General features: G+C 58.4%; 14 protein-coding genes. 1 reads left to right on the forward strand and 13 read right to left on the reverse strand.

Features of this window, described 5'->3' with window-relative positions; genetic code table 11:
* Positions 1 to 16 precede the first annotated feature (16 nt).
* The 13 genes from AB1E33_RS13525 to AB1E33_RS13585 form a co-directional block, all read right to left on the reverse strand.
* Positions 17 to 325: a Dabb family protein gene (locus AB1E33_RS13525; RefSeq protein ID WP_372577810.1), complete on the reverse strand. Its 309-nt coding sequence runs from the start codon at positions 323 to 325 to the stop codon at positions 17 to 19.
* Positions 322 to 1,917, reverse strand: coding sequence for a GMC family oxidoreductase (locus AB1E33_RS13530; RefSeq protein ID WP_372577811.1), 1,596 nt, complete (start codon positions 1,915 to 1,917; stop codon positions 322 to 324). Before AB1E33_RS13530 ends, AB1E33_RS13525 begins: the two co-directional genes overlap by 4 nt.
* On the reverse strand, positions 1,914 to 3,407 hold the full coding sequence (locus tag AB1E33_RS13535) for an FAD-dependent oxidoreductase (RefSeq protein ID WP_372577812.1): 1,494 nt from the start codon (positions 3,405 to 3,407) through the stop codon (positions 1,914 to 1,916). Before AB1E33_RS13535 ends, AB1E33_RS13530 begins: the two co-directional genes overlap by 4 nt.
* Positions 3,407 to 4,519: an ABC transporter ATP-binding protein gene (locus AB1E33_RS13540; RefSeq protein ID WP_372577813.1), complete on the reverse strand. Its 1,113-nt coding sequence runs from the start codon at positions 4,517 to 4,519 to the stop codon at positions 3,407 to 3,409. The genes AB1E33_RS13535 and AB1E33_RS13540 overlap by 1 nt, the downstream gene beginning before the upstream one ends.
* Before the next feature lie 5 nt (positions 4,520 to 4,524).
* Positions 4,525 to 5,406, reverse strand: a complete 882-nt coding sequence (locus AB1E33_RS13545; protein ID WP_372577814.1) for a carbohydrate ABC transporter permease — start codon at positions 5,404 to 5,406, stop codon at positions 4,525 to 4,527.
* Positions 5,406 to 6,299: a carbohydrate ABC transporter permease gene (locus tag AB1E33_RS13550; RefSeq protein ID WP_372577815.1), complete on the reverse strand. Its 894-nt coding sequence runs from the start codon at positions 6,297 to 6,299 to the stop codon at positions 5,406 to 5,408. Before AB1E33_RS13550 ends, AB1E33_RS13545 begins: the two co-directional genes overlap by 1 nt.
* 78 nt (positions 6,300 to 6,377) lie before the next feature.
* A complete protein-coding gene (locus AB1E33_RS13555) occupies positions 6,378 to 7,637 on the reverse strand; it encodes an ABC transporter substrate-binding protein (RefSeq protein ID WP_372577816.1) in 1,260 nt (419 codons plus the stop codon).
* 40 nt (positions 7,638 to 7,677) lie between these two features.
* Positions 7,678 to 9,198: an aldehyde dehydrogenase family protein gene (locus AB1E33_RS13560; RefSeq protein WP_372577817.1), complete on the reverse strand. Its 1,521-nt coding sequence runs from the start codon at positions 9,196 to 9,198 to the stop codon at positions 7,678 to 7,680.
* Between the two features lie 4 nt (positions 9,199 to 9,202).
* The gene (locus AB1E33_RS13565) at positions 9,203 to 9,970 is read right to left on the reverse strand and encodes an enoyl-CoA hydratase/isomerase family protein (RefSeq protein ID WP_372577818.1); all 768 of its coding nucleotides are present in this window, start codon (positions 9,968 to 9,970) and stop codon (positions 9,203 to 9,205) included.
* Positions 9,967 to 11,538, reverse strand: coding sequence for an acyl CoA:acetate/3-ketoacid CoA transferase (locus AB1E33_RS13570; RefSeq protein WP_372577819.1), 1,572 nt, complete (start codon positions 11,536 to 11,538; stop codon positions 9,967 to 9,969). The genes AB1E33_RS13565 and AB1E33_RS13570 overlap by 4 nt, the downstream gene beginning before the upstream one ends.
* A 129-nt stretch (positions 11,539 to 11,667) precedes the next feature.
* Complete coding sequence (gene gloA2 / locus AB1E33_RS13575) at positions 11,668 to 12,309, reverse strand: SMU1112c/YaeR family gloxylase I-like metalloprotein (RefSeq protein ID WP_372577820.1); 642 nt, start codon at positions 12,307 to 12,309, stop codon at positions 11,668 to 11,670.
* Between the two features lie 74 nt (positions 12,310 to 12,383).
* Positions 12,384 to 12,728 carry a DUF427 domain-containing protein gene (locus AB1E33_RS13580; RefSeq protein WP_372577821.1) on the reverse strand — a complete coding sequence of 115 codons (345 nt, stop codon included), beginning with the start codon at positions 12,726 to 12,728 and terminating at the stop codon, positions 12,384 to 12,386.
* Between the two features lie 175 nt (positions 12,729 to 12,903).
* Entirely contained in the window at positions 12,904 to 14,694 is a 1,791-nt protein-coding gene (locus AB1E33_RS13585) for an aminopeptidase P family protein (protein WP_372577822.1), read from the reverse strand.
* A gap of 123 nt (positions 14,695 to 14,817) precedes the next feature.
* Here AB1E33_RS13585 and AB1E33_RS13590 point away from each other — a divergent pair, with 123 nt between their 5' ends.
* A complete protein-coding gene (locus AB1E33_RS13590) occupies positions 14,818 to 15,180 on the forward strand; it encodes a hypothetical protein (protein WP_372577823.1) in 363 nt (120 codons plus the stop codon).
* The last annotated feature ends 10 nt before the right edge of the window (positions 15,181 to 15,190 follow it).

Genomic DNA, 15,190 nt, shown 5'->3' on the forward strand with positions numbered 1-15,190 from the left:
GTAGGCAGGGTTGCCTCTAGACGTCCAGATCAAGCACCAGAATTCCGTCTATCCCGCCGATGGCATTGGCTACAAGCTGGCCACCCAAGGCTTGGTGTTCTTCGTTCTCGGCGTAACCTTTTAACGCGTCCCAGCTGTCAAAATCGATGACGAAGCCATGCATATAACCGCGCTCAATCTGTTCCGGGCTTTCCGAGCGCCCGCCAACAAAACTCTGCGCACCGGGCAACTTGTCAGCCAGTGCCGACAACCCCGCATAGATGGAGGCGATCTTGTCTTCGGGCGTCTCGGAATTGAATTTAGTCAGGACGATATGGCGGATCATAGTGTCATTCCTTGATCTTGTTTGATCATGTCGGCCGCTTTTTCGCCAATCATGATCGACGGTGCATTGGTGTTCGATGAATTTACCTTCGGCATGATCGAGGCGTCAGCGACCCGAAGGCCGTTGATACCCCTGAACCGCAAACGTGGATCGAGCACCGCGTCGGCATCGCTGCCCATTCGGCAGGTGCCGGCGCAATGGTGCGAAGTCTTGGAGTGAACGCAGATGAAGTTGAAATAGTCTTCATCCGTGCGCACGTCCGGCCCGGGCAAGCGTTCCGCCAAAACGTAGGGTTTCAACGCGTCTTGGCTCAGGATGTTTTGCACCAGTTTCAAACCTCTGATCGACATCTGTCTGTCGTAGGGGTCGGACAGGTAGTTGGGGTCGATCAGCGGCATATCCGCAGGGTTATCGCTTTGCAGGCGCACAGACCCTCGTGAGCGTGGGCGCAAATGACACGCGTTCAGCGTCACCCCGCCATTTGGCATGGCCTCTACGCCAGCTTCGATCCCAGTTCCAAGACCCAGATGCAATTGAATATCAGGGGAGCGTGCGTTTTCATCCGCGTACCAAAACCCGCCCGTCTCAAACAGGCTCGACGCTACGGGGCCTTTGCGCGTGAACAGATATTGCAGTCCGGCAATGGCTGATAAATGCAGTTTGGCAAAGCGGTCATAAGTGTGCGGACCAGTGACTTCGCAAATTGCATAGAGGTCGAGGTGGTCCTGCAGGTTGGCCCCCACTCCCGCATGGTCAAATTCCACCTTGATGCCAAGCGCCTTCAACTCATCCGCGGGGCCTATGCCAGACAGGAGCAGCAGCCGCGGTGACCCAATGGCGCCCGATGACAAAATCACCTCGCGATCAGCGGTTATCTTGGTGCCATCAGCCATTTCGACCCCAGTGGCCCGGCCATTTTCGACCGTGACCCGACGCACTTGTGCCTGCATATGTATGGTCAGGTTCGCGCGCGATCTGGCAGGGGACAGAAACGCCATTGCCGCCGAAGATCTGCGCGCATTGCGTTGGGTTAGTTGGTAATACCCCGCGCCGTCCTGTTTGGCACCGTTTACGTCTTTCGTCTCAGGTATGCCGACCTGCCCTGCCGCGGCGATAAACGCGTCACAGATAGGCAACGGCGCAGCGGGCTGCGACACGCCCATCGGCCCGCCTTTGCCGTGAAATTCGCCATCGTAGGTGTCGTTATCCTCAGACTTTTTGAAGTAGGGCAGAACGTCCGCGTAGCTCCAGCCGTTACAGCCCATTTGCCGCCACTCGTCGTAGTCCTGCGCTGCCCCTCGCGTATAGATTTGCGCATTAATCGCAGACCCGCCACCAATCACTTTGGCTTGTGTATAATTGAAAACCTTGTCCTGCATCGCGCGTTGCGGCGTGGTCGACCAGCCCCATGACCCAATCCCCTTGGTCATTTTCGCAAAACCTGCAGGAAAGTGGAAAAACGGATGTCGGTCACTGCCACCCGCCTCAAGCAGCAACACGCGCGCATCGGGATTTTCAGACAACCGGGCGGCGATCACCGATCCAGCTGAACCGCCCCCAATCACTATGAAATCGTATCCTTTGTCAGTCACGGAGCAAGCTCCGTTTCCAATATGTGCCGCCCTGCCCGAAGCGCGAGCGCCGCGATGGTAAGTGCCGGGTTTACAGCTGCCGATGTGGGCAAAACGGACGCATCGACAATGAACAGGTTCTTGTGGTCGTGGCTTCGGCAGAACGTATCAACGACGCTTGCCTTTGGGTCGGCCCCCATCCGCGCCGTGCCGCATTGATGCGACGGGGTCCGCCGGTCGAAGGGTTGCGAGAGGACGATCGGAAATCCCGCGCGGCGCAGCACCTTTTTGAGCTGCGCCACAAGGTGCTGATGCGCCACCCAATTGGAGCGTTTCCAATCAAGCTTGATCTGCCCGTCCATCAGCGTGACCCGGCTATCGGGGTTCGGCAGGTCTTCAGACATTGCGTAAAAATCAAATCCGCGCGCAGCGACCCAACCCGCCACCCATACAGGCAACTTCGAATTGGCCGCGAGGATAGGCGCGGTGATCTTGCCTAGCATCTGAACATTCCCCAATGGCGGCTGACCATCGGAGCCCAGGTAATAATCGTTGAACATCAGCGTCTTTTGATAGACGGCGCGGTTACGGCGGAAAGGGTGCAAAGCCAGAACCGCCGAGCAATTGTGGTTCATGAAATTTCGTCCGACCTGATCTGAACCGTTCGCCAACCCCGCGGGCCAGTTGTCATTTGCTGATGCCAGCAACAGTGCCGCCGTTTGCACCGCCCCCGTAGCGACCACAATGATTGGGGCCGTCATGGTCTCCGACTTACCCTCTGTCTGCATGACAACGCTGTCGATGCGGTCCCCAGCCCCGGTCGTAAGCGCGGTGACGCGACAGCCTGTGCGAAGCTCTACATTGGGATGCGCCAATGCCAGTTTTAGACCGCAGGTTTCGGCGTCCATTTTGCCGCCGCAGGTGTTGGGGTAGGCATCCCAAGTCGTCTGTCCCCCCGCCAGCCAATCTGCGAGGTTCACACCCAATGGGATGGAAGACGGGTGCAGGCCAGCGGCTTTCAGTCGCTCGCGGAGGTCCGCGATGTCTTGCTCGTCGGGGACGGCTCCGTATGGATAACTGCCGGAATGCGCAGGCTCCGACGGGTCCTCGCCCAACTCACCACGGACCGCGTATAGCTGCTCCGCTGCCTGATAGTCCGGTTCAAGATCCGCGTAGGCTATGGGCCAACCCGGCGTCGTGCCACCGTCATGCTGGGTCGGCTCAAAATCAGCTTCGCGGTACCGGATCAAGGCTGCACCATAAAACTTCGAGTTGCCGCCGACGTTATAGTAATTGCCCGGGCTGAATGCGGTATCCGTCCCATCAAGCCACGTCTCATCAGAGCGAAACACGCCATCCCCAAAAATCGCGGCGGCATCCCGGTCATGTTGGGATGGGCGCAATTGTTCTCCTCGTTCAAGGATGAGGATCCGGCGTCCAGAGGGGGCAAGTGCTGCCGCCAGCGTCGCCCCTCCCATGCCAGATCCAATAATGATGACGTCTGGGTACATCAGGGTGCAATCCGGGTCTCGGTCTTGGGGTCGAAGGCCACGGCCTTTTCCATGTTCACCGCAAAGGTGAAGTCCGCGCCCGGGTTCACTTCGGCGTCAGAGCGCATGCGCGCAATCACGTCCTTGCCGCCAAGGGTCATCGTCACGAATGTATCAGACCCAGCTGGTTCAGTGACCACGATCCGGTTGGTCATTTGCGCGATGTTGGCGGATTTGCGATCTGCCGCGTCCTCATCCGTGATCGTCTCAGGTCGGATGCCAAGCAGGATGTCCTTGCCTTCCCACCCAGCCATATTGTCTTGGCTAAAGGGCAGTGCGCATGACGTGCCGTCGTGAACTGCAACCTGCGCCACTGGTCGGCCGTTTTCCATGGCGACATTGGCAGGGACCACGTTCATTGCGGGCGAACCCATGAAGGTCGCCACGAAGATATTGGCGGGTGTGTCATAAATCTCCTGCGGCGTGCCCAATTGCTGGACATAGCCGCCGTTCATGACCGCAATGCGGGTGGACAGGGTCATGGCCTCGATCTGGTCATGGGTCACATAGACGATGGTGGTGCCGAGCTTCTGGTGCAGCTTTTTGATCTCGGTGCGCATGTCAACGCGCAGTTTGGCATCAAGGTTCGAAAGCGGCTCATCAAACAAAAAGACATCGGGATTGCGAACCAGCGCACGCCCCATCGCAACCCTCTGACGCTGCCCGCCGGATAAGGCCCCGGGCTTGCGATCCAGCAAAGGCTCGATCTGGAGCAGCTGAGCAACTTCTGTCATCGCTTTTTCGCGTTCGGGCTTGGGGATGCCGTGCATCTCCAGACCAAAGGTAATGTTCTGGCCCACGGTCATATTGGGGTAGAGCGCGTAGGACTGGAACACCATCGCGATGTTGCGCTTGGACGGGTGGACCCCATTCATGACACCGTCTTTGATCCGGATCTCGCCACTGGTGATTTCTTCCAGTCCCGCGATCATATTCAAAAGCGTGGACTTGCCGCAGCCGGACGGGCCAACAAGGACAAGAAATTCGCCCTCCTCGACGGAAATGTCGACCTTATGCAGCACCTCGACAGTTCCATAGGACTTGGTTGTGTTGTCGATATCGAGAAAACCCATGGGTCTCATCCTTTGACTGATCCCGCCATCAGGCCACGCACAAAATAGCGGCCCGCAACGATGTAGACGAGAAGTGTTGGAAGTGCGGCAAGGATCGCGCCGGCGAAGTGAACATTGTACTCCTTCACGCCATGGCTGGCCTGCACCAGATTGTTCAATGCCACGGTCATCGGCTGACTGTCGGCCCCCGCGAACGAGGCCCCAAACAAGAAGTCATTCCAGATATTGGTGAACTGCCAGATGATCGAAACGACCGCGATCGGCCCGGAGGACGGCAGCAGGATACGCCAAAAGATCTGGAAGAACCCGGCGCCGTCTATCTGGGCCGCGCGGATCAGCTCGGTCGGGAAAACGGCGTAATAATTGCGAAAATATAGCGTTGTGAAGCCCACGCCGTAGACCACATGAACCAGCACCAAACCCCAGGTGGTCCCAGCAAGCCCCATCAACCCAAGCATCTTTGCCATGGGAATCAGCACAATCTGGAAGGGGATAAAGCAGGCAAATAGGATCAGCGCGAACACGATAGTGTCGTATTTGAACCGCCACTTGGTCAGCACATAACCATTTAGCGCGCCCAGTACGGTAGAGACGGCCACCGCCGGCACCACCATCTTGATCGAGTTCCAGAAATAGGGAGACAGGCCCGTGGGCTCGACCCCGATCTGGGCGGAGGACCACGCCTTGGCCCAAGGCTCCAGTGTGAAGACCTGCGGCAGGTTCATCATGCCCCCGCCCGTGATCTCGTCGAGCGGTTTGACCGAGTTCACGACCATCACATAAAGCGGCAGCATGTAGAACAGGGCAAATAACAGCAGCACGAGGTAGATCAGCATGCGCATGACGCGACCGGTGCGGATGGCAGTATCTTGAGTTGCGACTGACATCACTTCTTCTCCCGCAGTTCGGCGTAAAGATAAGGGATCATGATCGCAGCAATGGTCATCAGCATGATTGTGGCCGAGGCCGCGCCGATGCCCATTTGGTTGCGCGAGAATGTGTAGGAATACATGAAGGTCGCAGGCAGCTCGGTGGCCCGTCCCGGCCCCCCGCCCGTCAGGGCGATGACCAGATCGAAAGTCTTGATCGCCAGATGGCTCAGGATCACAAAGGCTGACAGGAACGCCGGGCGCAGTTGTGGGATGATGATGCGGCGATAGAGGTTCCAGTTCGACGCGCCATCCATCTGGGCCGCCTTCAGGATTTCGTTGTCGATGCCGCGCAAGCCCGCCAGAAACATCGCCATGACAAACCCGCTGGTTTGCCAAACGGCGGCCAGGACGACGGTGTAAATCGCAAAGTCGCGATCCTTGATCCAGTCAAACTCAAAACTGGTCCAGCCCCAGCTTTGCATGACGTTCTCAAGCCCAATCCCGGGATCAAGGAACCACTTCCATGCGGTGCCCGTCACGATAAAGCTCAAGGCCATCGGGTAAAGGTAGATCATGCGGATCATGCCTTCGCCGCGGATCTTCTGGTCAAGAAAGATCGCAAGGCCAAGGCCGAGCATTGTGCAAATCCCAATATAAAGGGCTGCAAATATACCCATGTTCTTGAGCGAGATTTCCCAATGGCTCAGACGCCAAAGCTTGGAATAGTTCTCCCATCCAACCCAACCAAATGACGGCAGCAATCGGCTGTCGGTAAACGACAAATAAACCGAGAAGAGGATAAAGCCGTAGACAAACACCAGCACCAGGGCCAGCGATGGCGAGAGAACCAGTTTCGGCAGCCATGTCTGAAGCCGGGTTTTGAAATCTGCGGCGGCGGTCAAAGCCATCACGCACCCTCCTTGGGCTGATCTGACGGGGCAAATTAGAGGTGGGGGAGCGGCAAAATCTGCCGCTTCCCGAAAGGTTTACTTAGCGATTTCAACCGCATCGACGAGTTCAACTACAGCTGTTTCGCTGTCATATTCGCCGTTGAAATGGGCTGTCACCACGTCGTAGATTGCGTTCTTGACCGACGCCGGGTTTGCGTGGCCATGTGCCATGGATCCAAACAGGTTGCCGGAAGATGCAGCCGCCGCAAGATCTGCCATGCCTTTCTTGCCGCAGGCATCAAACGCCTCGTCCGAGACATCTGTACGCGCCGGAACCGAGCCCTTGACGACGTTGAACGCGGACTGGAACGAAGGTGACAGGATCGCGGTCGCCAGCGCTGCCTGTTCAGACGACACGTCGCCACCTTGGTCAAACATCATGAACTGGTCGGCGTTAAATGTGACTTGAGCAGATGTGCCAGGGAAGCGGAAACACAAGAAATCCTCGCCAGGCACTTTGCCCGCGTTTATGAACTCACCTTTTGCCCAGTCACCCATCATCTGGAAGCCGGCCTCGCCGTTGATGACCATGGCTGTTGCCAGGTTCCAATCGCGGCCTGAAAAGTTGTCGTCCACGTTGGCGCGGATTGTGGCCATGCGTTCGAATGCTTCTTTCATGCCCTCGCCGCCCAAGACTTCAGCGTCAAGATCAATGAAGGCTGCCTTGTAACCGTCTGGCCCAAGAACCGACATTGCGACGCTATCAAACACGGTGGCTTCCTGCCAGGCTTGGCCGCCATGTGCGATGGGCGTGATGCCAGCGGCAGACAGCTTGTCCATCGCCGCGACGAAGTCTTCCCAGGTCTCTGGCGCGGCAATTCCGTTGGCATCCAGAACCGCTTTGTTGGCCCAGACCCAGTTGGTGGAATGCACGTTCACTGGGGCCGAAACCCACTCGCCGTTCACTTTGGCAAACCGCTGCAAGGCCGCCGGAATGACGTCATCCCAACCTTCCGCCGCGGCAACGTCGTTCAGGTTGGCCAAAGCGCCCTGATCGGCCCAGTCGATGATGTCAAAGCCTAGGCCCTGAACGGCAGTCGGTGCGTTGCCTGCGGTAACGCGAGCGCGCAGAACCGTCATGGCCTGCTCACCGCCACCGCCGGCGACGGGCATGTCGGTCCAGCCGATACCCTGACCTTCAAGGTCGTCTTTCAGAACGTTCAGCGCGGCGGCTTCTCCACCCGATGTCCACCAGTGCAGTACTTCCACACCTCCGTCACCTTCAGCTACGGCAGAGCCCGCCGTCACTGTCAGCGCAAGTGCAATCGCCGTCTTCATTTTAAGTAATGAACGCATGGTATCCTCCCAGTTTGCGTGTCGCGTTTCGACGCTTTCTTTAAGCGTCGCTTTGTACCCAAGGTGCCCGGTTGCGCCCGACGCGCATTACCAATGATTTCACCTCAAGAAATTCTTCAAATCCATATCGGCCGATCTCGCGGCCCTGCCCCGATTGTTTGACCCCGCCAAAGGCAAGCTCTGGGTAGCCATCCATCCATGTGTTGGTCCAAACGGTCCCGGCCTCCGCGCGACGCGCAAATTCAATGCAAGTGTGGACATTCTCGCTCCAAATGCCTGCCGACAACCCGTAGTCACTGTCATTGACCAGCGCGATCGCCTCATCAAGCGTGCGGTAGGTCAGGACAACCAGTACCGGTCCAAATACCTCTTCACGAGCAATGGCCATGTTCGGGCTTACATTGCTGACGACCGTTGGCTGGTAGAATTGCTCGCCTAAACCTAAGACGGGAAGTGCCTTTCCGCCAAGCTCAAGCTTTGCGCCGTCAGCGATCGCGTCTTGGACATAACCGTCGATCTTGACGTTATGTTCTGCGGTGACAATCGCGCCGACCTGTGTGTCCGGGTCCAGTGGGTCGCCGAATTTGACCATGCGGGACAAGGCGACAACACGGGCCACAAACTCTTCAGCAATATCCTCCTGCACAATGATCCGGCTGGATGAATTGCAGCACTGGCCGACGTTGAAATAGACTCCGAAGGTGACCGCATCGGCCGCACTTTCCAGATCGGCGTCCGGGCAGATGACTTGCGGGTTCTTGCCGCCCAACTCCAACGCAACTTTCTTAAGCGTGCCTGATGAGGCCTGCGTGATCAGCTTGCCGACGGCGGTCGATCCGGTGAAGGTCACCATGTTGATGTCTTTATGGGTCGACAAAAGGCTGCCCACCGGCTGGCCATAGCCTAGAACGATGTTGCAAGCCCCCGCAGGCAACCCGGCCTCGATCAAAAGCTCGCCCATCATGACGGTCGATGACGGTGTCATCTCGGATGGTTTGACAACGGCCGTGCACCCAGCGGCAAGTGCGAAAGGCAGCTTTTGCGACAGAATCCAGAATGGAAAATTCCAAGGCGTGATGATAGACACAACGCCGATCGGGTCCTTAAGCACAACGCCCAGCATATCCTCGCCAAGCGTGTTGTGACTGTCCCCGTGAACGCTGCGCGCCAGCGAGGCCGCGTAGCGCCAAAGGTCCGCCGCACCACCGGCTTCACCACGCGATTGCGAAATCGGCTTGCCGCTTTCCAGCGTTTCCTGAACCGCGATACGATCCACATTCGCCTCGATCAGGTCGGCAACTCGCAGCAGGACAGTGGCACGTTCCTTGCCCGAGATACGGCTCCAGACCCCCGCGTCGAATGTGTCTTTGGCGGCGCGGATCGCGCGTTCCGTTTCAACCTCGCCGCCTTTCGCGGAGACGCTAACCACGGTGCCGTGGGAGGGCGACACGCGCTCAAACGTCTCCGCGCCCTCGACCCATTCCCCAGCAATCATGTGCCGCCCCTTGAAGGGAGCTGGAAGGTCGAACTCGATGGCGTCGTTGATGGTAAGGTCTTTCATGGGGCTAAGTTCCGTTGAATTTCGGGGATCGCTTTTCGAGGAAGGCGTGTACGCCTTCACCTCGGTCATCGCTTGCGGCAGCAGCGGCGCTGCCCAAGGTTTCAATGGCTGCGGCGCGGTCTTCACCGACAGCGCCATGGATCATCGCTTTGGCCAGCTCGTTGGCACGCGGGGACACATCGACAAGCGATGCGGCGACGTCATGTGCAGCGGCAAGGGCGTCCTCGGCGAGCTCCGCTGCAAAGCCCAAAGTCGATGCGCGCTCGGCCGAGATACGACGGCCAAACAGCGCCATTTCTTTTACGACAGGCTCAGACATCAGGCGCGCCAAACGCTGGGTTCCAGACCAGCCCGGCACAATGCCGACCTTCGCCTCTGGCAGGGCCAGCAGCGCACGTGCGGTCATCACCCGAATGTCGCAGCAGGCTGCAAGCTCAAGTCCACCGCCAAAGGCGTGGCCGTTCAGGGCCCCGATTGTCGGCTTGGATAGCCGTGCCAGCCGGTCAAACACCCGGTGGCCATCGCGCACCCAATTGCGGGCGAATTCGGCTGGGGCAAGCGGCCCCCATTCGACAATGTCGGCACCACAACAAAAGGCCTTGGCACCTGCCCCAGTCACGATCACAGCGCGCACATCTGTCGCGCGGTCGAGCTCGATCAAATGCGTCTCAAGCTGGTGCAGCATGTCTGTCGTCAACGCATTCAGCTTCGCCTCATTGCTGAGCGTCAGGACAGCCACTCCGCCCTCATAAGTGCAGGTGACCGCGCTCACAGGGCCAACCCCATCGCAGCTTTGGACAGAAGCGATTTTGGCATGATAGTCGCGTTTTCCGCCACTTGCACCCGGCCTTGCGAGGGACCGACGATGTGCTTTTGCGGGTCAATGCCCGGCATGATCTCGGTCGCGAGCAATCCGTTGTCCGTCAGGTGGATCACGCAACGCTCTGTCACGTAGATGACGTTTTGCCCCTGCTCCCGCGCACGACGGCCGGAGAAGGTGACATGCTCCACCTCATCCACCATCTTGGTGAATTTGCCGCCGGCCTCAATGTCGATACCGTCCTCTGTGAGGTTGATCTTGGCACCTGCCTCAAACCAGCCGGAGAACACGATGTTCTTCGCCCGCGCTGTGATGTCGACGAACCCGCCGCACCCTGCGGTCAGGTAGGGCTTCTTGCCCAGTTTGGACACGTTTACATTGCCTTCGACATCGACCTCGAGGAACGACAGGAAGGACACGTCAAAGCCGCCCCCCTGAAAGTAGATAAATTGCTGTGGCGACGGTATGAAAGCATCCGCGTTGGAGGCGCAGCCAAAGGCAAATCCGGTTAATGGAACACCGCCCACGGCACCTTGTTCAATGGCCCATGTGATCGCTTCCGGATGGCCTTCTTCGAGCAAGATACGCGGGATCATGGCGCTGATGCCAAATCCCAGATTGGCAGTCATGCCTTGGCTCAGCTCTTGCGCAGCCCGGCGCGCAATGACCTTTTCGACCCCATGTTCGGCCAGCCCAAAACTGTCCCAAGGGCGCATGACCTGGCCAGAAATCGCCGGATCGAAAAGCGTCTCGGTTGTTTGTTTTTGATCGGGGTCCACCACGACGCAATCCACCAGATGGCCGGGAACGCGGACATCATGGGGCCGCAAGCTGCCCGCCGCGGTGACCCGTTTCACCTGGGCAATGACGATGCCGCCATTGTTGCGCACGCAGATCGCCTGCTCAAGGCCACCTAGATAGGCGCCCTCATGCTCGTAGGTCAGGTTGCCGCGCTCGTCCGCCGTTGTTGCCCGTATAATGGCGACATTTGGTACAACGTTGGGAAAGTGAAGCCATGTTTCGCCTGCAAATTCAATGCGGGACACGATGGGCGCCGAAGCCCCTGCCTCATTCATCGCGCAGCCTTGCTGGACGGGGTCCACGAACGTATCCAGACCAACTTTCGTCAGCACTCCTGGACGATGCGCAGCAGCTTCCCGGTGCATATCGAACATAATGCCTGACGGGACATTGTAGGCAGCAACACGGTCCTCAACGATCATCTTCCAGATCTCGGGCATCTTAACGCTGGACGGTCCTGAAGGGTAAGAGCCCGCCAGTACACGGAACAGCAATCCGTCTTTGGCAATATGGTCCATTCCTTTGACGCCGTAGACGTCGCCGGCTGCGATAGGATGCAACGACGTGATGTCGCGTGGGTGGCCTTCTTGTTCAAACCGGGCTCCAATCGCCTTGAGAACCGCGTCGGGGCATCCGAGTGTCGACGACGAGGACACAGACACAACGGCACCGTCCTGAATGCGGCTGACAGCTTCATCGACTGGAACGATCTTGCTCATTTGCGCCTCCCCAAGTGTCCCTCTCTACAAGCGCAAAGAATTGGAACGTTCCATATTTGGATACTGGAACGTTCCAAATACTACAAGAGGTAATTTAGTCGGAAGGTTTAGGGGCTATATTTCAGCGCCTTAAGACTTGCTAACTTCGTAAATCTCAATCGGAAGATCGTCTGGGTCGGCAAAGAACGTGAATCTTGCGCCTGTGTTCAGATCGATTCTGACAGGCTCCACCGAAACATTCTTGGACACCAGTTGGCGCACCGTCTCATCAAGATCGACAACCCGAAATGCGAGGTGCCTTAAACCGCAGGCCTCGGGACGGGACGGCCTGTCTGGGGTGTTCGGGAAGCTGAATATCTCTAGTTGACCGCCGCCTTGGATTTTCAGATCGAGCTTCCAAGACTGGCGTTCTTCCCGATATGTTTCGAGGATCACCGCGAGACCAAGAGTTTCAGTATAGAACTGCTTGGAAACTTGGTAGTCACTGACGATGATTGCGACATGGTGGAACTCAAAGATCATGGAGCAAACTATGATGTCATTGCTTTTCTTGCGTCCACCCCAAACTCTCACGAACCGGTGCACGTGCGTGTGGTCGTCTTGTTCAAGTTCCGGGTTCGAGGCTTTTTTACTGCGTTTGCAATATGACTGAATCGGACTTTGGGGCAGCGGCAGCAAAATGGTGCTTTGCCCGCTTTGCCGTCGCAGGGCTTGATTTGGACGAATGGTCGTTTTCAGACCAGCGCTCGCTAGGAAGCCTCTATCTGTCAAAAAGGGGCATCCGGGGCTTCGTTTGGATTTCGTTTTAGGGGGCTTCAATGACGTAGCTACCCGGTCGCCTGGTCTCAGATTTGTTCAACCTTGACCGTATCGCTCAGCACAAAGGCAAGGTGGTCGCGGATCTGAGCGACCGCTTTGGTCGGGTTCTCATAGCTCCAGACAGCGTTTTCGGTCACCGATGAACGGTTGACGATCGAGAAATAGCTGGCCTCGCCTTTGTCCGCGCAATGGGTCCGCTTGTCAGAGGTGTCAAGGAAAGCCATCGCGATATCCTCGCGCGGGAAATAGATCACCGGGGCCAGATCACCCTCGCTCAGTTCCAGCGCATTCACCGATTCACCCAAGATTGCACCGCCCGAGCGGACGGTCCACTTGCCGGGTGCTTTGCGGATCGTGATCGGTCCAGCCATATTCTCTTCCTTCTATCGAGTCTTGTTTTTCATCTTACATATGTCCCTAACGCGTCATGCGGGGCTGCTTGTCGCCTGACATAGCATGGTCGCGCGGGCCGAGTAGCATCTGGTTGCATACAACATGCCCCTTTTCTGCGCGAGCAGATGACACCTAACTTGTGACACGCAGATCTCATAGCGGGCGGGTTGCGGCATCCAACCACATGCGGGCGGCGCTGCCTAGTCTGGGACCGATCTTTGTCGCGACGTCGAGGTGATACGCGTCGAGCCAGGCGATTTCTTCAGCTGTCATCATCGCGGGCAGTATCAGCCGCCGGTCGATGGGCACATAGGTCAACGTGCGCCAGCACAACATCGCGCGGTCCGCGTCACCGCCGGACAGTTGCGGGGCCTTTTCCACAACCACCAGGTTCTCGATGCGAATGCCGAAAGCGCCCTCGCGGTAGTAACCCGGCTCGTTGGATAGGATCATACCCGGTTCGAACGGCACATGGCTGGTGCGGGCCAACCGCTGCGGTCCTTCATGCACGCTCAGATAGGCGCCGACGCCATGCCCGACCCCGTGGTTGAAATCCTGCCCCGCCAGCCAGAGCGGCAGGCGCGCGACGCATTCGATGTCACGCCCGGCCAGACCCACCGGCCAGCGCAGCATCGACATTGCGATCATGCCGCGCAGAACGCGGGTAAAACAGGCTTTCTCCTCGTCACCTACCGTGCCAACGGCAATGGTGCGGGTGATGTCGGTGGTGCCGTCCAGATACTGCCCGCCGCTGTCCAGCACCAGCATATGGCCGTCTTGTAATAGGCTGTCGCTTTCCTCGGTCACCCGATAATGCATGATCGCGCCATTGGGTCCGGTGCCCGCGATGGTATCGAAGCTGATATCGCGCAGCGCGTTGTCCTTGCGCCGCTCACCCTCAAGCCGAGTCACTACCTGCGTCTCGGTCACGGTTCCTGGGGTCTGATCGTCCAGCCATGCCAGCAGATCCACGACCGCTGCCGCATCGCGCAGATGTGCCTCGGCGCTGCCCTTGATTTCGGCGGCGTTCTTGCGGGCCTTGGGCAAGGCGCAGGGATCGCCGCCTTCGACCAGTTTGTCACTCAACGCGTCGGCCACGATCTGCGGCACGGTGTTGAGATCGGCGGCTACGGGCCCGTCGAGCTCCGCCACCGCATCCAGAAAAGCCCCTGGTTCATGCTGCGTAATTCCGTCGCCCAAGTGGTCGCGCACCTCGTCCAGCTTGGCAGCGGCCATGAACAGGTCGACCCGCGCGTCGTCATGCAGGATCGCAAAGCCATGTGCCACAGGATTGCGCGCAATGTCCGAGCCCCGCAGGTTCAGCAGCCACATGATCGAATCGGGCAATGTAATCACCGCTGCTTTTTGGCCGGTGTTGCGCAGACCCTCAGCCAGCCGCGCGCATTTGCTGTCTGCACTTTCACCGGAAAATTCCAACGCGTGCGCTTTGACGGGCTGCATCGGGCGCGCGGGCTGGTCGGGCCAGACCCGGTCCACCAGATTGTCACTGCGCAGCAGTTCGATCCCCGTGCCCTTGAGGTCTTTCTGTGCCTTGCTGATCTGCCCCGCGGCATGCAGCCAGGGATCGAACCCGATCTTGCCACCCTCGGGCAGGTGTTCTTTCAGCCAGTCGGTCAGCTTGATTTCAGGCCAGGGCACCGGTGTGAAATCTGCCGCCACCTGCGCCTTGACCTGAGTGCGATAGCGCCCGTCGACAAAGACACCAGCAGTGCTTTCCAGCACCACGCAGAACCCCGCCGAGCCGGTGAAGCCGGTCAGCCAGGCCAACCTTTCGTCGCTGGGGGCGACATATTCGCCCTGATGGGCATCCGCGCGCGGGATCAGAAAACCGTCCAGGCCGGCGCGGTCCAATTCACCGCGCAGAGATGCCAGACGCGGCGGGCCTTGCTCCGGCCGGGCGGTGACTTCGAAATTCTGGAACATCTGCGCCTCGCTCTCTTGACTGTGGCCCGAAGGTGAGCGCGGCAATCAAAAATGTCCAGACCGCGCGGTGCATCTTGGCAAGCACGGTGGGCCCGCTATCATGGTGTCATGAGGATATGTTTTTTGCTTGCGGCTACCCTGTTGGCGACACCGCTTTTTGCGCAGGAAGAACTGGGCGATCTGCCTTTAGACCAACGGGCGGAAGCCCTGTCGGCCGAGGCTGTGCTGAAGGATATGCAGGACCCCAATCGACCGGGCGAGGCGGAAATCTCGCCGCTCTACCCGGTCAAGGGCGGGTACAAGATGTGTGCCACGACGGATGCATACAACTCGTCAGGCACCTATATCGGTCGCGATTATTGGGAGGTCACTCTGGATGAAGACGGGCAAGAGGTTGTGGGTACACGCGACGTCACCGGTCTGAACTCCCCTTGTTACGGAGCGGACTACAAGCCATTCAAACAGCTGATCGATGGCGCCAAATAGGCGGCACCAC

Source organism: Ruegeria hyattellae (genome assembly GCF_041537925.1).
Taxonomy (GTDB): Bacteria; Pseudomonadota; Alphaproteobacteria; order Rhodobacterales; family Rhodobacteraceae; genus Ruegeria_C.